Source organism: Marinomonas posidonica (assembly GCF_043643765.1).
GTDB classification, from domain to species: domain Bacteria; phylum Pseudomonadota; class Gammaproteobacteria; order Pseudomonadales; family Marinomonadaceae; genus Marinomonas; species Marinomonas posidonica_A.
In genome coordinates this window covers 76,423-96,739 of sequence record NZ_JBHZSP010000005.1, presented here as the reverse complement: position 1 = coordinate 96,739, position 20,317 = coordinate 76,423, and the positions used below count along the sequence as shown (strand labels likewise).

General features: G+C 42.2%; 15 protein-coding genes. 5 read left to right on the top strand and 10 right to left on the bottom strand.

What is annotated here, in order from left to right; genetic code table 11:
* Positions 1 to 53: 53 nt before the first annotated feature.
* On the bottom strand, positions 54 to 1,439 hold the full coding sequence (locus ACHUFM_RS07250; RefSeq protein WP_394180980.1) for an MATE family efflux transporter: 1,386 nt from the start codon (positions 1,437 to 1,439) through the stop codon (positions 54 to 56).
* 387 nt (positions 1,440 to 1,826) lie between these two features.
* On the opposite strand from ACHUFM_RS07250, the gene ACHUFM_RS07245 reads away from it, so the two are divergent.
* The 3 genes from ACHUFM_RS07245 (at position 1,827) to ACHUFM_RS07235 (ending at position 5,121) form a co-directional block, all read left to right on the top strand.
* Positions 1,827 to 2,741 carry a LysO family transporter gene (locus ACHUFM_RS07245; protein WP_394180978.1) on the top strand — a complete coding sequence of 305 codons (915 nt, stop codon included), beginning with the start codon at positions 1,827 to 1,829 and terminating at the stop codon, positions 2,739 to 2,741.
* Positions 2,742 to 3,415: 674 nt separating this feature from the next.
* Entirely contained in the window at positions 3,416 to 4,123 is a 708-nt protein-coding gene (locus tag ACHUFM_RS07240; RefSeq protein ID WP_394180976.1) for an FKBP-type peptidyl-prolyl cis-trans isomerase, read from the top strand.
* Between the two features lie 161 nt (positions 4,124 to 4,284).
* Entirely contained in the window at positions 4,285 to 5,121 is an 837-nt protein-coding gene (locus ACHUFM_RS07235; protein ID WP_394180974.1) for a hypothetical protein, read from the top strand.
* 128 nt (positions 5,122 to 5,249) lie between these two features.
* Here ACHUFM_RS07235 and ACHUFM_RS07230 read toward each other — a convergent pair whose 3' ends face one another.
* The 3 genes from ACHUFM_RS07230 to ACHUFM_RS07220 form a co-directional block, all read right to left on the bottom strand.
* Positions 5,250 to 6,014: a glycosyltransferase family 29 protein gene (locus ACHUFM_RS07230; RefSeq protein ID WP_394180972.1), complete on the bottom strand. Its 765-nt coding sequence runs from the start codon at positions 6,012 to 6,014 to the stop codon at positions 5,250 to 5,252.
* A 326-nt stretch (positions 6,015 to 6,340) separates the two neighbouring features.
* Entirely contained in the window at positions 6,341 to 7,588 is a 1,248-nt protein-coding gene (locus ACHUFM_RS07225; RefSeq protein WP_394180970.1) for an O-antigen ligase family protein, read from the bottom strand.
* 283 nt (positions 7,589 to 7,871) lie between these two features.
* The gene (locus ACHUFM_RS07220) at positions 7,872 to 9,260 is read right to left on the bottom strand and encodes a mannose-1-phosphate guanylyltransferase/mannose-6-phosphate isomerase (protein WP_394180968.1); all 1,389 of its coding nucleotides are present in this window, start codon (positions 9,258 to 9,260) and stop codon (positions 7,872 to 7,874) included.
* A gap of 192 nt (positions 9,261 to 9,452) precedes the next feature.
* Here ACHUFM_RS07220 and ACHUFM_RS07215 point away from each other — a divergent pair, with 192 nt between their 5' ends.
* Both ACHUFM_RS07215 and ACHUFM_RS07210 read left to right on the top strand, forming a co-directional pair.
* The gene (locus tag ACHUFM_RS07215; protein ID WP_394180966.1) at positions 9,453 to 10,340 is read left to right on the top strand and encodes a hypothetical protein; all 888 of its coding nucleotides are present in this window, start codon (positions 9,453 to 9,455) and stop codon (positions 10,338 to 10,340) included.
* A gap of 26 nt (positions 10,341 to 10,366) precedes the next feature.
* On the top strand, positions 10,367 to 12,622 hold the full coding sequence (locus ACHUFM_RS07210; protein WP_394180964.1) for a hypothetical protein: 2,256 nt from the start codon (positions 10,367 to 10,369) through the stop codon (positions 12,620 to 12,622).
* Between the two features lie 308 nt (positions 12,623 to 12,930).
* On the opposite strand, the gene ACHUFM_RS07205 is transcribed toward ACHUFM_RS07210, so the two are convergent.
* The 6 genes from ACHUFM_RS07205 to tviB form a co-directional block, all read right to left on the bottom strand.
* Positions 12,931 to 14,946, bottom strand: a complete 2,016-nt coding sequence (locus tag ACHUFM_RS07205) for a polysaccharide biosynthesis protein (RefSeq protein WP_394180962.1) — start codon at positions 14,944 to 14,946, stop codon at positions 12,931 to 12,933.
* A gap of 375 nt (positions 14,947 to 15,321) precedes the next feature.
* Positions 15,322 to 15,873: a sugar transferase gene (locus ACHUFM_RS07200; protein ID WP_394180960.1), complete on the bottom strand. Its 552-nt coding sequence runs from the start codon at positions 15,871 to 15,873 to the stop codon at positions 15,322 to 15,324.
* Positions 15,874 to 15,885: 12 nt separating this feature from the next.
* The gene (locus tag ACHUFM_RS07195) at positions 15,886 to 16,833 is read right to left on the bottom strand and encodes a UDP-glucose 4-epimerase family protein (RefSeq protein ID WP_394180958.1); all 948 of its coding nucleotides are present in this window, start codon (positions 16,831 to 16,833) and stop codon (positions 15,886 to 15,888) included.
* A 2-nt stretch (positions 16,834 to 16,835) separates the two neighbouring features.
* Complete coding sequence (locus ACHUFM_RS07190; RefSeq protein WP_394180956.1) at positions 16,836 to 17,972, bottom strand: glycosyltransferase family 4 protein; 1,137 nt, start codon at positions 17,970 to 17,972, stop codon at positions 16,836 to 16,838.
* A 6-nt stretch (positions 17,973 to 17,978) separates the two neighbouring features.
* Positions 17,979 to 19,001, bottom strand: coding sequence for an NAD-dependent epimerase/dehydratase family protein (locus ACHUFM_RS07185; protein WP_394180954.1), 1,023 nt, complete (start codon positions 18,999 to 19,001; stop codon positions 17,979 to 17,981).
* 26 nt (positions 19,002 to 19,027) lie between these two features.
* Positions 19,028 to 20,302 (bottom strand): Vi polysaccharide biosynthesis UDP-N-acetylglucosamine C-6 dehydrogenase TviB, encoded by a 1,275-nt coding sequence (gene tviB, locus ACHUFM_RS07180; RefSeq protein ID WP_394180951.1) that lies wholly within the window; start codon positions 20,300 to 20,302, stop codon positions 19,028 to 19,030.
* Positions 20,303 to 20,317: the final 15 nt, after the last annotated feature.

Here is a 20,317-nt window from a genome sequence, read left to right as displayed (position 1 = left end):
TACCCTATTACTTGAATTAAAGAGTTCAAACCAAAAATAATTAAATCAAAAGACTAAGCCACTTCCCGTGGCGATGAGATACGTTTGCCCTTGTAACGATTCAAAACAAACCGGAAACGCAATATTAAAATACCCGCTAACAAGGTCAACCCAGCCCCTAGGCCAATATAAAAACCTCGAAGGGACAGTGTCTCAGACCAAGGGCTATAATGCGATAGCCAAAAACCGAGCGGCATACTTAATCCAAACAAAGAGACACCAAAGGCAATCATCGACGAGCGAGTGTCTCTAAAACCACGCAACGCCCCCGTAAAGACGGTTTGCAACATATCGGGCAGTTGGTAACAAGAGGAGATTAATAGGATACTGGCGGCCAGAGCAACGACCTCTGCATTACTGCTGTAAAGGTAAGGGATTTGTTCGTTGAACATCTGTGTAATCACAAAACAAACACCAACATACCCTAAGCCGAGCATCACGATCACTCGCAGGCGCTTCATCACACCGTCGACACCTTCTTTTGACATCGCCTTTGCCACCACAATGGCAGTCACCGCGCTCATGGCCATCATTGGGGTAAACAGAAAGGAAGTATACGACATGACAATCTGACCACTGCCAAGCGCCAAATCACCAAAAGACGAAATCAACCAGGTCATCGATGAAAATAAGCCAACCTCAAACGCAAAGGCAAAACCCGCCGGCATGCCCACGTTCAGCAAGATGCCAAACTGACGAACATAACGCCAGACGATGCGCGTAAAGAGCGGGTGTTTGTTCCAAAACTTGTCATACACCACGAAAAAGAACACCGCCAAATACAAGGACAAACAAGACGCAATGGCCGCCCCTTTTGCTCCCATTTCAGGAAAACCAAAACGGCCAAAAATCAGCACGTAATTAAACAGAATGTTCAGCAACAGTCCCATACTGGCCACCATCAAAGGAAAGCCAGGACGTCCTGCCGCTTCGAACAAGTTTTTATAAGCCGTCATCAGTGCCAGCATAGGCAAAGCGGGTGCAAAGATATACAGATACGCAACCGAAACATCCCGTGTTTCAGGTTCAGTCGCCATCATACGAGCAAAGTGAGGTAGCAAGAACACCGTCAGTAAAATCGCCACAATGCCCAGAACGACAGACAACCCAACTGCTTGAGACATGTACAAATTCACCAGTTTAGGCTGACGGCCATGTAAATGTCTTGTTACCAGTGGTGTTAAACCAAACGTCGCCCCAATCAAAAAACACCCAATCGGCATCCACAAGCTAGAAGCAAGCCCAACCGCCGCCAAATGCAAGGCATCGTAGTGGCCCAGCATAATCGTATCCACAACACTGATCGACAGCTCAAGCGTCATCGTCAGAACCATTGGAAACAGCAAATGCAGAACTTCTTTTAATACAGCAAAACGCTTCACCACAGGCACCACATCCATACAGCCAAAATAAGGCGGCTAATCTAACACCATGCAACAAACAATGCACCCCCTCTAACTCCCCCTTAAAAAGGGGGAGAACCAAAAGCGTCCCCTCCCCTTACCAAGGGGAGGGCTAGGGTGGGGTTAAGGTCTATCACTCACCTGCAACCCCCTCTAACTCCCCCTTAATTAAGGGGGAGAACCAAAAGCGTCCCCTCCCCTTACCAAGGGGAGGGCTAGGGGGGGGTTAACGTCTATCACTCACCTGCAACCCCTCTAACTCCCCCTTAATAAGGGGGAGAACCAAAGAAGAACTCCCCTTAAAAAACAACGAGAAGCTTGAACTCCTCACCATTAGCCGACAAAATACCGCCTCTTTTACATCTTGTCTGGGACGACGTATTCATGGCAATGCTCACCACATTAGGTCCACTTCTTATCGCTTTACTTTTCGGCTATTGGGTACACCTCAAACCTTTCACCCCAGAACGGGTCGCCAAATGGCTGGAACAACTGGTTTACTTGATCCTCGGGCTCATTGGTTTCAGCTTAGGTTCACTGGATAACTTACTCGATAAACTATTCGTTGCCGGCTATCAGGCTGTCATCTTAATCTTACTGGTCAGTAGCTTCAGCCTTTTGGGACTGTATGTCAGTGGAAAGTGTTTTAATAAACACATGGGGAACAACCCTGAACAAGCCGCTTCTGCGAGCCTCAAACAAGCCTTACTAGACGCCTTAAAAACCATTAGCTGGGTCATTGGCGGCGTAGCACTTGGCGTTATCGGCAAAAACTGGACCTTAAACATAGACGAATACGTGACTTGGTTGCTGTACTTTTTGTTGTTTTTAATCGGTTGCCAATTACGACAAGGCAACTATCGCTTACGCAAACTCTTTCTGAATAGCCAAGGCGTGATCATCGCCCTAGTCACCATAGTCACGACACTGCTTGCAGGTTGGCTGAGCAGCTTTATGTTGGACTTAACCTGGTATCAAGGGCTGGCCGTTGTCTCTGGATTTGGTTGGTACAGTTTATCAGGCATACTCATTACTGGGCTAGGCGATCCCGTGCTTGGCACCACCGCCTTCTTGCTGGATTTAAGCCGCGAAATCATCGCTCTAATGTTCATCCCCTTTTTAGCCCGCATCAACAGCCACTTATCAGTTGGCTATTCTGGCGCCACCGCCATGGATTTCACCTTACCCATGTTAGGCAAATTCCACGGTTCACAAATCGTCCCGGTGTGCATTGCCAGCGGCTTTATCATGAGTATTTTAGTCCCTGTGCTGATTCCGCTTTTTCTTGGAATGAGTTAAAGAGTGGGGATAAGTTGGCTTTGACCCCCTCTAACTCCCCCTTAATAAGGGGGAGAACCAAAAGCGTTCCCTCCCCTTACCAAGGGGAGGGCTAGGGTGGGGTTTTGTCTATCACTTACCTGCAACCCCCTCTAACTCCCCCTTAAAAAGGGGGAGAACCAAAGGAGAACTCCCCCTTGAAAAAAAGGGGAGGACCAAAAGCGTCCCCTCCCCTTTTTAAGGGGAGGGGGAGGGGTTACCTTTAATCGTCAAAAAACCGTAAAGACCGGAATGTAAAGAAACGGCCTTTCGCAAACACTGTCATGCTTTTGTAAAAGCGATTGTTTCACTACATAAACGAGGATTAATCTCACTTTACGTCTTGTGCTTTGTGGAACCGTTCTCTAAATAAAAGAGAGATCTTTTGGAACTCAAAACAAAGTGTGCAGGTGAAGGGGTCGCTTTGATATAGTGAAACACATAGAATTGGCTTAAGCAGTCAAGCTTATGTTAGAACACTAATGTGACAAAAGAGCGGCGGATCTGATTTTGCAAAGCACAAGGCGTATATTGCACTTTCTGCTTTGTCGTCAACCTGTCAATCTACTGGCACAAAAAGAACAGTATGAAATCGAGCTCCGTCTTTAAATCTGACTCCACTCAGTAATAATTAATTAAACAATGGAACACTTTTTATGAAGAAAACTCTAATCGCGACCTTGATAATGTCCTCTGTTGCTTTTGCTCACGCAGATGACCACAAAGACGCTAGCGCAGCCACTTTAGACTCCAAACAACAAAAATTAGGCTATAGCTTGGGCACCATGCTTGGTACGCGTATGTCACAAAGTTTCTCAGACTTAGATGTCAAAAGCTTCGTCGCTGGCTTTGAAGATGCGACAGCAGGGAAAGAGCTTCAAATGACAATGGAAGAAGTGACTCAAACCATCCAAGCTTACCAGCAAGCAGAAATGGAAAAAGAGCAACTGGCTCAACAAAAAGTAGCCGAAGAAGCAAAAGCAGCATCGGAAGCTTGGCTGAAAGAAAAAGAAGCCGAAGATGGCGTACAGAAAACAGAATCTGGCTTACTGTATAAAGTCATCACCACCGGTGAGGGTGAGAAACCAGCCGCAACGGATACGGTAAAAGTGGATTACGAAGGCACCCTAATGGATGGCTCCGTCTTCGACAGCTCTTACCAACGTGGCGAGCCAATTACCTTCCCACTAAACGGCGTAATCCCAGGCTGGACCGAAGGTCTACAGCTTATGCCGGTTGGTTCAAAATACGAACTTTACATCCCATCTGACCTAGCCTATGGCCCGGGTGGCACAGGCCCAATTCCACCAAACGCAGCACTTAAGTTTGTGGTTGAATTGCACGGTATTGAAAAGGCTGAGTAAACACTTTACTGTAGACTCAGTGCGAGAAGATAAAACCGCTTACTAGTTAAGCGGTTTTTTTCGTTTAGCATATCTAATATACAAAAGTATTGATGATATAAGCCGACTAATAGAGAATAGCGAGCAGTATCAAACAAGTCATACCTAAAAAGGGAATAGCGTTGAAACTCAAAGAATACCTACCAGCCTTACTAACAGCGTTAAAGCTAAAGCGCATTCCAATAGAAGAATTGAAACGTAAGAATGGTGAATCTTTACCAATCATAGTGACTCTGACGTCGATACCCTCAAGATTAAACATTATCGATCTCACCATTCGTAGCATCTTAAACCAGCCCCAGAAACCAGAGAGAATTCTACTTTGGTTACACCAAGACCTTAAAAATCAAATTCCATCTAAATTGGCTGAGTTACAAGGCGATATTTTTGAGATTCGTTTTCAAGATGGACTGACTTGCTCACACAGAAAACTGATTTACGCTTTGCAAGAATTCCCTGAGCATACGCTCGTCACGTGTGATGATGACCTTATTTATCATTCCACTTGGTTAGCATCTTTATATAATGAGCATTTACAGCATCCCAAAAGCATCATTGCCAATGAATGCCGTCTCATTTCTTACGATGAGAATGGTGAGTTACTACCATACAAACAATGGAAAATGCATAAGAACACGGAGTCAAATGATCAAAGACTGCTGCCCATTGGCTATGGCGGTGTTTTGTACCCTGCTCATTCTCTTCACCAAGATGCTATTAAAGACGAGCTCTTCTTAAAACTAGCACCAAAAGCCGATGACCTATGGTTCAGAATGATGTCTCTCTTAAACGGCACAGAAGTTAGAAGACCCAAACAACCAGCCCCTAAACCGACTCCGATTGCCGGTTCACAGAAGATCTCACTGAAGAAAACCAATGTTCGACAAGACGGCAACAGAGAGCAATGGAAGGCGTTAAGTGAATATTACGCTGTAACACTCACTGGGTCTCAACAATAAGCGATCCACGCTTTTTTTGGGATTATGAAACCTAGCGAGTACTCTTTTTTACATAAAGAGTTTATTTTGATACAAGATTACAACCAATATGACCAAAGTCCCTTCTGGTATCATTTAATACAATAGCTTTATACATACAGTTCGACTCTATTTTTTTTATTTTTAACGATCTCACTTACATAAACCTCCTCTCTATTAAAATCATGAAATTTATGGCCATCAAAAATTTTATTTTCATAATGATTGGGGGTTTTAAAAAAATCAAAACCAAATAAAGATATATTTTTGTACTTTGTATTTCCCATAAGAAAATCCAGTATCATTAGTCCGGATGTGGGGTATGCACCAATCGAATCTCCTAGAGACTTCCATTCATCAAAAGAATATAACAACAAACCATTTTGAAGCATTTCTTTTGAAGGATAACAACGGCGACTATGAAAAAAAGGAGTAAGCCAAACTAAAAACTCATACCCATCTAACGTAGTTTCATATTTAAAAGATGTAGCCCAAACGGTTGTTTTATTTCCCTGAGCAACTTCATCAACTATATTAGCCCTATTAATCCTTATAACAACATCATAATCATTAATAAGATCGCCATATCCTTTACTCAATAAACTACTGGCATTCCCAATAATTGCAATTCTTTTATTTTCAAAAAAATCACATTTGTTTTCGAAATTAATCTGGCTAATTTTATTTGCTCTATATCTATAAACATGATGCGGGCATCTATTATAATGACATTTTAAAAAATTAAAAAAATAAGAAATAGTACCTGCATTAAAAGTAAGCAGCGAAAACAAAAGAAAAGATGAGTTTATAAAAATATAAAAAATCTTTACGGGGTTAGAAGCATTGCGAAAAAAAGTCCTACTATATTTTTTCATTTTCACTCTATTCATTTTAAAAACACTCATAATCTTTAATTTCAGAAAGTCTAAAAACATACATAGCGAACACTTTAAGACATAAATATAAACTTCGAATTTCTTTTCATCAATCCTTAATAGGTAGCTATATAAACAGCCCTTCCTTCATGATGATGTTGTAGGAAATCCAATTTATAGCACTTGTTGCTTCATCTCTATCAATTCCTTTTGAACGAGTTAAGCAAGCTCTGTAGGCTATTAAAAGTTCAAAAGCTTTATTCACTCGATCAAAACCATATTATCACTTTAAATAAAAAAATCATTATGGCCTTAATAATGGTATATTAACTTAACGCTTCATTCTCAGCATTTTTTACAGCAACCCAAAATAAAACAATTGAAAAAGCGTACATTATCACACCAATTTTCTGTGTAAACATGACATTAGTAAAACCAAAACCTATGTAAGACATAGGTACCAAAGCACCTGCAACTGCATAGAATTTAATCTTCCAATCACATTCATTTTGACGAATTTTATTCATGAAAAGCTTTAAAGGTACAAGATAAAGCACCAATATAAAAAATAGACCAATTAACCCTCTCTTGGATGCCGCATCAAGAAATTCATTATGAGCATGATGAAATCGGACTATTTTATGGCTGACAGAACCTATATCAGCCAAGTTTTGTTTATTTTTTTTCACCTGACTTTCACCAAAACCAATAATAGGATTTTGTTGAAACATATAAACCGCCGCTTTCCACATATCAAAACGCAAACCAACAGACGTTTCTTTTGCTGTATTATCCGCATAGTGAGTAATATTACTAACAGCTTGACCTATTCGCGCCTGAACACCTGTTTGAGGAACCAATACAATAATAGATATTATCAATAACAAAAATAATATTAATTTTGACAAGAGCTTTTTACCTAAAAGGTTTCGAAATACCCATAATAGAAAAAAAATCACTAATGGCGCCGCTACCCAGCCTCCTCGACTACCAGATAGAACTGATCCACCAATACCACATACGCCACCACTCAAGGCAAGTACTAACCAAAAAAAGCGTTTCTGATAAAAGAAATAAGCGGCAGCAGTTAAACTTAAAAAACCCAGCAGCATGCTTATATTACCAAATAAGATTGCATTTTCTGAACCTCTAGCTCGTCCAAGCCCTAATACTAACCGTTCATATAAGGCTAAAGAAAAACCTGACATAGCGCCAATAACCACACCATACCAAAGCCATTCTTTTCTGCCAGAAACATTCAATAAAAGCACCATAACCGGCAATACGAATATAAATAATGAAAACCGATCTAATGTCTTTTTCACGACACTATCAAATCTTATCCAGTCAGAAAGAGCCGCTCCATATATACTGATAACGAATACAACGAATACCCAAAATAGTAAACGATCATCCTTGTTCAACATGCTCCACTTAGGCTTTAAGAAAAAAAGAGATAATGATAAAAGAAGAAGTCCACCAGCACCTATCCTGTAGCCATCAGGGATACTAATACACAGTGCAAACATTAATCCCGAAAACAACCAAGTTAACGTTGAAAGCGTATTATTCATACTTCATTTTCCTTATCATATAATAACCCTAGAACACCACAGTAAACTGCTAAATATTTATATTTTAAAAACAAAAACCCTAAACCCTAAACCTCAGTAATAAGCAGCACATGCTTGCCTGTTAATACTTCGTATGGATTCAGGTATTTTAACGTCTTTTTTAGTCAGATGTTAAGGAACATACGATTACGTCGAACTATGCATCTTAATTTTCTGAAAATCCTAACAGCAATCAGTAACATGGCCGATTTTTTATTTTTTTGATCACTCTATTTGCTCACTGTCATGGTTTAATAAACCGCACGATGTCGTCTTCACCGAGATAACTACCAGACTGTACTTCGATGATCTCCAATGGGATCTTCCCTGGGTTTTCCAAAGCATGAACCACACCAACAGGAATGTAAGTTGACTCATTTTCCGTTAACAGAATTTCACGATCACCGTTTTGCACTTTGGCGGTGCCAGACACCACAACCCAATGCTCCGCACGATGGTGATGCATTTGCACACTCAGCTTCTTACCTGGCTTAACCATGATACGTTTTACTTGATGACGCCCCCCCAGATCTACCGTTTCGTAGGTTCCCCAAGGGCGGTGCACAGTCGTGTGAAACATGTGCTCTTCACGGTTTTCTTGTTTAATTCGTTTCACTATTTTCTTCACATCTTGTGCTTGGTTTTTATCCATTACCAAAACCGCGTCTGCGGTTTCCACAATGACTAAATCTTTAACGCCTACTGCGGCGACCAAACGAGACTCTGAGCGAATGAGACAGCTGCTAGTCCCTTCCGCCATCACATCACCCAATAGCACATTGTTGTCTGCATCTTTATCGGCATAATCGTACAAAGCATCCCAAGCCCCAATGTCACTCCAATCTCCAGTATAAGGCACCACTTTGGCTTTATTGGTCGGTTCCATAACAGCAAAATCAATAGACTCTTCAGGACATTGGGCAAAAAGCTCAGCATCAATTCGTACAAAATCCATGTCTTCATGACGATTTTCATAGGCGGCTATGACAGCATCAGCAATGTCTTTACGATGTGAAGAGAGTTCTGCTAGGTAAGTATCAGCTTGGAATAAGAACATGCCGCTGTTCCAAAGGTAATCACCTGAAGCAAGATACGCTTCGGCTTTCTCTAAATCTGGCTTTTCAACAAACTCTGCCACTTGGTAATCGTCCGCTGAACGAATATAGCCATAACCGGTTTCTGGACGAGTTGGCTGAACCCCGAAGGTCACTAAAGTATTCGACTTAGCAAGCTCTACGGCTTTTAAGATGCTCGTTTCAAAAGCAACAAGATCACGAATCACATGATCGGCAGGCAGAACCAACATAAAGGCATCAGCACCATATACTTGTTTCACTTCCAATGCCGCTAGCGCAATGGCTGGCGCCGTATTACGACCTTCAGGTTCCAGAACAATGCTTGAGTTTTTAACACCGATGGATTGTAACTGTTGTGCGACAAGAAATCGGTAATCCTCATTACACACCACAATAGGATCAGCCACATCAAGAGAAGCGGTACGAAGAAGGGTTTGCTGCAGAAGGCTAAATTCCTGATCAATCAGTGATAAGCATTGCTTAGGAAAATGCTCTCGAGACAGCGGCCAAAGACGATGACCGATGCCACCCGCAAGGATTACAGGAATAATGTTCACACACAGGCTCTTCGTTGCATTGGAATAGTCTAAAAATAGCCGCTAAGTCTATCAAAACAAAACAACAAGGCATACACCGAGAGACGCTATTTTAATGAAGAGAGGCCATCAGACTTGTTGATTTTTTACACAATCATGGATATTTTTATACAATACGGTAGTAATAATACAACCTCTCAACAAGGACATGTTATGAAACCCCATTTTTTCAAAGGCATTATCTTAGTCAGTAGCATTTTATTCCTTACCGCTTGCTCATCCAGTCGAACGGTGACGGTGCCAAGTGGCTCTTCAATCGACACTGAAGAAAACATTGCTCTATATCCAGATGCATTAAGTACGCCGCTTTTCCTATCTAGCTATCAAGCCTGCCAACCAGAGATCGATCAAAATATTAATCTCATCACAAACTGGTTCATAACCACTGCGCCAAGAGATCTGGTCAATACCTATCAAGTAGCCAAAGACGCTGCGCCCACAAAAGCCAACGAGCTGATTAGAGACTTTTATTTTGAACAACAAGAAAAAGCCTTTGATGAGTTTTCTCCACAAAATACCTTTGCCTATGAAAGACGCCTTGAAATCAAAGCCTTTGATGCAAACAACCAAGCCGCTGAAATCATCACTTATGTGAAAAATGGTCGAAGATGGCATGAAGCCACCGCCATTCCGATGGAAAAAGACCTATTTTACAACCATCGCTATGTCAGAAAAAATGAAGCGAAAAATACCGAAGCACTTCGGAAGCTTTACTCATCACAAATTCAAAGCCATAGAAAAGCCTCCAGAGGGAGCCGAGACCTTATTAAAACTTTGAGATTCTTTCCTCAAAATACAAAACTTATCTTCATAGAAAATAAAAAACAGCACCTGAGCATGTCGAATGATGATGCCTATCGTTTGCTTATGCTCAGTAAAGAATCGCCTCTTAAAGCCGTTTTTATTTTCAAGCCATTAGCTTGTGCTCAACCCGAAACCAACAGATCCGTTGCTGGCAGAAACAGAATAGCAAACATCCCTATTGAGCTATTGGAAATTCAGATCTTTGCTGATGATAAACAAGTATTTCAATCTCACTAGCACAATACGGAATAAGGAGCTCCGCTATGAGGCTATCATTGAAAAACCTACTTTTGATTTGCCTAGCACTAATACTGTCATCTTGCGCCGCCACCAAAAAAACCGACGAACTAAACGAATGGTATTTTGAAAACCAAAGACAATCCGTTTGGCAATCGAGTCGCCTCCAAAGTAGCTTTGATAAAAGCCATGCCAATTATTTAACCATTAAAAAATTAACCAAAATAACAGAGCTCAATCCCCCTCATGATCTGACACAAACCTTTGACGAAATGTCTCAAATAAAGAAAAACTACTCAACGAGACTCAAACTCTATCGTACCAAAGCAAAAGCAGTGCGACAGATATGGAGGAGCACAGACAAAATCACAGAAGGTGAGGAAAATTGGAATACCACTGATGAATTTTTGACGTATTCTAATCAAGAACTGGTCGAACTAGATACACTCTATGACCAGTATTTCCTCGTTGAAGCAAAGTTCAACCGCATTCTGAATAGCAAAGAATTTAGTGCTTACAGCCGAAAATTGCCCCAAACGACCAAAGCCGTTACAAATGTTTTAGCAGAGCATGAAAAACAACAAGAAATAGAAAACTACACAAAACGCTTTAATGAAAACGTTATAGCCGCCATGACTCGCAAGCTGGAGACAACAAAATACCGGTTTAACGATTTACTCAAACTGGCAGACAAAGACAGCTTGATTAAGCATGAACAAAACACCTTTGATCATCCTAAACATTTACGCAGAGTGAGGTTTGAACTCACTAGTGATACACAGAGGCAACTCGATATACTGCTTAGTCAGCACATCAATACACACATAGTCACAGCAGCGCTGCAATACGCTAAACAGATCCAATCCCCCCGACAAGTCAGTAAAGAACTGCCATTAATCGACAAGAAATCCAAATTCAAAGCACTTTATCCCTATGTTTCTGCGGACAACCGAAACGCAGTCAATCAAGCTTTTCAGACACAACGCAGTAAGCTCTTTAACCAAGCGATTATACTGCCCAGTCAAACCATACTTAGCCAGATAGAACAACAAGGCAATCAGCCAACAGAACAGCTAAAAAAGCGCATTCAACATCACTTAGCGTTTACAACACAATATAAAGACCTACTGGATCAAACCGAGATCCAACAACACTTACACCAAACACAACAGCAAAGAGTGACCCTATTAAATCAAATAAAAGAACAAAGGTTACGAATGATCCGCAACGCCTCATCCTTCAAGGAGCTCAATCTTTTTTATCAAGAAGTAGTGACCGCAGATGACGCCAACACAACCCCCGCAATGGCATTAAAAGCAGCACAAAAACGCACCTACCAAAAAGTGACGGAATTTAAACCCGTTTTCTCTTCCGCGAATTTAGACGTCAATAGCTTTAACAGCGCCAACCTAGCACTCAAAACCGAATTAACCGGCCTTTATCTTGGCGACTTCTCAAACTCGAGACTAACGCCTAATACCACATTGAACAGTATGCTGTTTTCAAACTACCTAAAAGCTTACTCAAATCTTTGTCCGCAATACTTACCTCAAAATAAAGTGCCAATCACCAAAGCCGTTTGTGATACAGAACGAGTCACCAAAAATGGCTGGGGGCAAGTCGTCAGTAGAAACTGTGTAAAATGGGTCGACATTCCGACTGGTATGTACGCCGATCCAACACTTTACCAAGCCAGCATAGAGCAATCACGACAAGCGGGATTGAAACTGATTGGCAGCGCATTGCTATCAAGCGACGTAACCGCCAAATTTTCCGCGTTTCGTGACGAACAAACCCTGCACAGTGACATGCAAAAGCTGATTAAAAACAACCAATGCTCTAGCGCCGGATTACAGAGATTTGAAGATAATTTGTACCGTTTTACCACCAAACAACCCCCATTAACCCTGAACAGAGGCACCAAACTGAGCGATTTGGCGCTGTTTTATCAAGCGGACTTAGACTACCAAAACATTCACACCCAACAATTAGCGAATGCCTTAGTAAAAGAAAACGCCAGAACCTGGCTAATGAATCGCTACTCTGATGGCTCGCTACAAGTGATTGATACAACCAACAACCCAGAAGATAATAGTCTAAAAGAAATCCTGGCAGGGTATCACTATGGCACCGCTTTTGGTGGCGGTTACAAAGGTAAAGTCCGCATTACCTTTGCTGATAAAATGCCTGAATGTCTTTATTTTGCGGATAACGCGAATTCCTGTAGACCCGCATCAAAAATCATCACCAACCAATATGAAAGAGGTAGATACAATAAATAAAGATTCATGAATGGCACACAGGTGATTCAAAAGACGAACCAAGCGGTATTGTCTTATTAAACCACTAGTACATGCCACTACAACTACACCCACAAGAATTTGGTAGCACATTTCCCCCCTGTGTTTTTGAAGAGGAAGCTGGCTTATATGTGTGCAGCCTGTAGTCCCCTCCCCCTTGTGTTTTTGATGGGGAGGGTTAGATCTTGCTCTGTCCCCTTATCAAGGGGAGGGTTAGGGGGGGTTATGATCTTGTACTGTCTCCCTCACTTATGTCTTCGAAGAGGAGGTTGGCTTGTATATATGCAGTATTAGTCCCCTCCCCTTATGTCTTTAAAGGGGAGGGTTAGGGAGGGGTTCCGCTCTTTCAATGGGACAACCTTTGAATCTTCGGCTTGCTGATCTAATGCTTTTCTCGCATTCCATACCAAATCACCAATACCATCCGTTGGTTTAAAGTCAGTTGGCGCGTTAATCAAGATTTCGCGTACTTTTTCATGATCAAAGTTATGACACGCTTTATCCAATTCCGCTATGGTGGTTTCAAAATCCGTCAGTGATAAAAACTGCTCATTGGCGGCCATAATGCGCTTATGCTCTGTCGCATGCACATTGTCACCGATAAGCAATTCTTCAAACAGTTTTTCCCCAGGGCGCAAACCAGTAAACTGAATCTCAATGTCTCCATGCGGATTTTCATCTGACTTAACTTCCAGACCAGACAAACGAATGAGGTTCTTGGCAAGATCGACTATCTTAACAGGCTCTCCCATATCCAACACAAACACATCCCCCCCTTTGCCCATAGCACCGGCCTGGATCACCAGCTGAGCCGCTTCGGGAATGGTCATAAAATATCGAATAATATCAGGGTGAGTAACAGTAATTGGTTGATTATCCGAAATCTGTTTTTTAAAGACTGGAATAACCGAGCCAGATGAGCCCAACACATTACCAAAACGCACCATACAAAAACGCGTGAATTTTTGCTGCTTCGCAGCCTTTTTCGCTTCGGCCTCTGCTAACGCTTGTAGCCCCAGCTCAGCCATGCGCTTGGTTGCGCCCATTACATTCGTTGGCCGTACCGCTTTATCCGTAGAGATTAAGACAAACGATTCCACACCACTTTCAATCGCGGCTTTAGCAGCATAATAGGTTCCAAAAGCATTATTTCGGATCCCTTCTACAACATTGTATTCCACCAAAGGCACATGCTTGTATGCCGCGGCATGATAAACCGTCTGCACACCAAAGGCTTTCATAGTTGATGCTAATCGATTAATACGTTGAACCGAGCCAATCAAAGGCACAATGTCGACGTGATAAGACTGTTGTTCAAGGATTTCATTAAGCTCTTTATCAATTTGATAAACGGCGTATTCAGAGACATCAAATAGAATTAATCGACGAGGCTGTTGTGCCAAAATCTGACGGCACAACTCAGAACCAATAGACCCACCTGCCCCCGTCACCATCACCACTTTACCGGAGATATTAGCCTGCATTAACGAAGCCACAGGATCCACTACATCACGACCGAGCAAATCATCAACAGCCACGTCCTGCAACTCACTCACTTTCGCCTTACCTGTCACTATGTCATTAAAATCTGGCACAGTTAGTACTTCCACAGGGTAAGGCATCAGTAACTCAATTACTTGCTTACGTTCGGCTCGGGTGGCCTTGGGTATCGCTAGCAACACTTTCTCAATCGAGTATTTCTCAATTAATGCCTCAATTTTATCGACATTATAGACAGGAATACCTTGAATAATGGTATTGGCTAAAGAATGGTCTCGGTCGATAAACCCCTTCACTCGATAACTCGATGCCTGACGCAGTGCCAAAGTCAGTTGTCGACCAGTAGAACCGGCCCCAAATACCAATACAAATTCAGAGCCTTTTTGCGGTGGTTGCGTTAATACACCGCGAATCAAAACACGAGAACCGCCACACAACATCACCAAAAATGGAAAATAAATAATGGGCACAGTACGTGGAATATCAGCTTCAAAAAAATATGCAAGAGACGTAATACTGAATGCAGACACCGCCGCACCCAGCAAAATCGCACTAAAAGCATGAAAGGTTAGATAACGCAAAATGGCTCGATATAAGCCAAGCTTCACATTTACAAACAAGGTAACGGCTATGGTGCCTGCCAAAACCAACCAAACGGAGTGACCCTGAAAGGCACTGAATTCACCTAAACGAGCCCAGTAAGCAAAGACAAACGCAAGGTAAACAAAAACAGAATCGACCGCCAAACTGATAAGACGTTTATAAAAACGCGGTAAAGACCAAAGAAAATCCAATTTTTTTACCATTCAATACACCCTGTATGCATCAACCCAAATCGAATCCCCTCACACTTTAGGAGAAGATGAACTATTTTTATTCCCTCTCCTAATGTCTTCCAAGAGGGAGACGAATTGTTTTTATTCCCTCCCCTTATGTCTGGAGGGGTTCTGCTCTTATTCCCACCCCTACAAAGATGGAGGTTGAGGGTTCCGCTCTTACTCTCCCCCTCCTCAACACGCCCAAGGGGAAAACGAACTGTTTTATCCCCTCCCCTTATGTCTTCCAAGGGGCAAAAAAACTGTTTTATACCCTCCCCTTTTGTCTTTCAAGGGGAGGGCTAGGGAGGGGTCATGATCTTAACTAAAACATTCTACGCCAATTTCACAGAAAATGCGCAAAAACTAACCCTTAACCCGATCACCAGACCCACTGCCAGTTACCGTCTTAATGATATAAACAAAATAGTTTTTCAAAGACATATCGCGAATCATCTTCGCATCAGTCTCCGCCAACAACTCCGGTGTCGACATATCAATATCTGAAATCTGCGCCAATCCCGTAATCCCCGGGCGCACAGAAAATACCCCCTTGGCATCGCGCGCTTGAGTCAATTCTGTTTGATTAAACAACCCAGGTCGCGGACCAACCAAGCTCATCTCACCTTTCAACACATTCCACAGCTGCGGCAACTCATCCAATTTGGTTTTACGTAAAAAACCACCCAAAGGGGTAATAGAACTAGTCGAGGCCAAATGACTCGCCACCGATGCCGTATCCACCGACATAGTGCGAAATTTCACCAGCACAAACGGCTTTTTGTTACGACCGACACGCTCTTGACGAAAAATAGGCGAACCAGTATCAAATAAACCGACGATATAAATAACCAACAACACTGGAAAGCCACATACTAGGCCTAACAAGGCAAATACAAAATCTAATAAACGAAACATTCTAACATCCAATTATTTAAGCGCTTTTTTAGCCGCCAATTTAAAGCCGTGTTCAACCGAATAAGGAGGAACCCAATCAAGTGTTTTTTTAGTATGCTCAATGTCGAGCTGCAAAGACCCAACCAAGCGATCCACTATGGCCTCTTTCTTAAAAAGCTTACCAGCCAGTTTGAAACACCACACAGGCACAGGGAACGATAAATTCGCTTTACCTTGAGCTTTAGCCATAAAATCAACCATACGAGCGGTCGACATATCATCGTCATCGGACACTAAAAACACTTGGTTCGCCGCATTGGGATGATCGATACACACCTTAATCAAATCCACCAAATTATACACAGAAACCAAACTACGCTTATTCTGAGTAATCGCCCGAAACGGCAAGGGAAAACCCTTTCCAACCAGTTTCATCAAAGAGGCAAAATTAGCTTTAACTCCTTCACCGTAAACTAAAGGCGGGCGGATAATCACAATCTCCATGCCCGTTTCTTTGCCTAACGCCAATAATTGTTCTTCAGCTTCGGACTTAGACATACCATAAGGGTCTTCTGGCCTACGCACATCAAAAGCCGTAAAGGGTTTACGATCCGAAGTAGATTCACCATTTACCTTGATCGAACTCAAGAAGATAAAGCGCTTTACACCCGCCTCTGCTGCTTGGCGAGCTAGGTTTAACGTACCATCTGTATTGACGGCACGAAACTCAGCTAGAGGATCTGAAGATGAGTCGTTCATGATGTGGACGCGAGCGGCGAGGTGAATAATGCAACTCACACCGGTAAATGCATCACCCCATTGCGTTTTTTTATCAATCTCAGAAATTTCAACACATTCACCAAAATCTGCTGAGCGCTTATCTCGCACAACAGACAAAACTTGATGAGATTTTATAAGGACAGAATAAAGTTGCTTTCCTACAAAACCGGTAGCGCCAGTAAGCAAAATATTTGATTGCATTTTCATCTTTCCAAAAGATCTCTGTATATCACCATATGTTGATCAACAATTTTTTCAATTGCAAAGACATCTTCTGCCAGGGCTCTACCCTCTTTGCCCATTGTTTTTCGCAATTCAGTATCCTGTGCCAAAATCTCAATTGCATCGGCAAGGGCAATGGAATTTTTTACAGGAACAAGAAGGCCTGTTTTTTCAGGTGTTATGGCATCTCTACATCCTGGAACATCGGTAGTGACAACAGGACGTCCACAAGCTGCCGCTTCGACCAAACTCTTTGGCAACCCCTCACGATAGGAGGGCAAACAGATTATGTTGGCTTCACTATAATATTTCGCAATATCTTTTTGATAACCTACCAACTTAACATCCCCCTCTGCAGCCCATTGATCTAACTCAGCCTGAGTAACACTGGTAGGGTTGCCTATATCGGGCGAACCAATCAACCTCATATCAACCAAAACATTCCGATCATTCAATATTTTAGCCGCTTCAATAAACTCAATAACGCCTTTATCCTTAAGCAAGCGCGCCGCCATAACAACAATTGGAATCCCTTCTGGCTCAGGTACAAAAGGATAAACCAAAAGATCAACACCAGACCCTCGGATCATTCTTACCTGATATGCCTTTAATGTTTTTAAAGACAACAAATCATCACGATCATCTGGGTTTTGAAAAATAACCGACAAGCGCTTCTGGTTAAAGGCAAAGCGGTACATCACAATCACCAACCAGCGACGTAAACGAGCCATGAAGGTTTCAGCTATAAAAACCGTTCCTAAACCAGACACTGCACTTACGACGGCTTTAATTCCTGTCATACGTGCCGCGATACCACCATAAAGCACTGGTTTAATAGTAATGAGGTGAACCAGTGATGGCTTTAAAGTCTTAAATAATTTAATCAAGCTAATTAGCGTTTTTAACTCATTAAGCGGTTTCTGGCCACTTCTAGCAAAGGGCACTACATGATGAGAAAAACCAAAGGACTGGATAGATTGAACTTCCGGCCCCTCAGCAGTAGCCACATGAATATCAAAGCCCGCTTTTTGCGCAGCTATAGCAATCGGTAATCTATGAGATAAAAAAAACTCGGCCGCATTTACCACAAAAAGGATACGTTGTGTTTCGTTAGTCAAAATCCATCAGCCTACATTTTTAATATACCAAGGCATTGCCTTGGCTATTCCATCCATAATACGGTATTCAGGTGCGTAGCCTAATTTACTTACAGCTTTACTGATATCTGCTTGAGAATGGCGCACATCGCCGGCGCGAAAGTCACGGTATACCGCAGGCATGTCATAAACCTTACCGTTTTCAGCTAGCGCAATTTGAAGGGCATGAAATAAATCATTTAGGGTCGTGCGATCACCAACGGCAACATTATACACTTCGTTTTTAACACCTTCTGGAGCAGTAGCCGCAAGAATATTCATTTGTACAGTATTTTCAATGAAGCAAAAATCACGACTTGTCTCACCATCTCCGTTAATAAAAACGTCATGACCTTCTATCATAGACGCTGTCCATTTTGGAATCACCGCCGCATAGGCACCATTAGGGTCTTGTCGCTGTCCAAACACGTTAAAGTAACGCAAGCCTATCGTTTTAAAACCATAGGTTTTGGCAAACACATCAGCATAAAGCTCGTTCACATATTTCGTCACTGCATAAGGCGACAGAGGCTTGCCAATGTTCTCTTCTACCTTAGGTAATGCAGGGTGATCGCCATAAGTAGAACTACTTGCCGCGTAAGTAAAGCTTTTCACTTCTGCATCACGCGCTGCTACCAACATGTTTAAAAAACCGCTAATATTCGTTGCATTAGTGGTGATAGGGTCGTTTATTGAACGAGGCACAGATCCAAGTGCCGCTTGGTGCAGCACATAGTCCACACCATCACACGCTTTTTGGCAATCTTCTAGGTTACGAATATCACCTTCGATAAAGGTAAAACCCGCCCACTGCTCGGCACTGACGAGTCCTTGCACTTCATCCAAATTATACTGATGACCAGTGGCGAAGCTATCAAGGCCAATAACTCGCTGGTTAAGTTTCAACAAATGCTCCAGCAGATTGGAGCCAATAAAACCAGCAACACCGGTAACCAGCCATGTTTTAGGCTGGCTTTTAAGTGTGTTCAATACATGGTTGTATGCAATCATGTTATTCCTATGGGTATCTAATCTAATCACAAACGCAAATCAGCGGCTTCTCGTGGTAAAACGTACTTAAGATCATACAGTACGTGTTCGGGTTTGCCCAAAGCACGAATGTTTTTTGCCCCCATATCAACAAACTCATTATGAGCAACGGCAAGAATAACGCCATCGTATTGCCCTTCAACTAATTCAGCCACAGGCGTAATACCGTATTCATGCTCTGCTTCTTTTGCGTTAATCCAAGGATCATAGCTGTCTACTTGCATACCATACTCTTGCAGTTCAGCAATAATATCGACAACTTTGGTGTTACGAAGATCTGGACAGTTTTCTTTAAACGTTAAGCCTAATACCAATACACGCGATCCTTCAACGTGTATGCGTTTTTTTAACATTGACTTAACGAGCTGGCTAACTACGTAAGCCCCCATACCATCATTCAAACGGCGACCCGCTAAAATGATTTCTGGATGATAACCGACAGACTGCGCTTTATGAGTCAAGTAGTATGGATCAACACCAATGCAATGCCCACCCACTAAGCCTGGTCGGAATGGTAAGAAGTTCCACTTGGTACCAGCGGCTTTTAAAACCTCTTCTGTATCAATACCTAGCTTATTAAAAATCAACGCTAGCTCATTAATAAGCCCAATATTCACATCACGTTGTGTATTCTCAATAACCTTAGCCGCTTCCGCCACTTTAATTGAACTGGCTTTGTAAGTGCCTGCGGTAATAATCGAGCGATAGAGCTGATCAACTTTGTCAGCGATTTCCGGTGTTGAACCAGAAGTCACTTTAAGAATCGTGGTCACTCGATGTTCTTTATCACCCGGATTAATACGCTCAGGGCTATAACCACAAAAAAAATCTTTGTTAAAAATTAGCCCAGAAACACGTTCTAAAACCGGTACACAATCTTCTTCGGTCGCGCCAGGGTAGACTGTAGATTCGTATATCACGATGTCCCCCTGTTTGAGTACTTTGCCAATGGTTTCACTGGCTTTAATTAGCGGTGTAAGATCTGGCTGCTTATGCTCATTAATTGGTGTTGGTACGGTAACAATAAATATATTACAGGTTTTTAAATCGTCTAACGAATTACTGTAAGTTAAGTATTCGGCCGACGCCAACTCAGCATCATCAACTTCTAATGTACTATCGTGACTATTCGTTAACTCAGCCAAACGAGCTGAATTAATATCGAAGCCAACTACTGAATATTTCTTACCGAATTCTACAGCCAGCGGAAGGCCAACGTAGCCCAAGCCAATGACGGCAATTTTTTTGTCATCTATATCCACAGTTTTTTATACCTT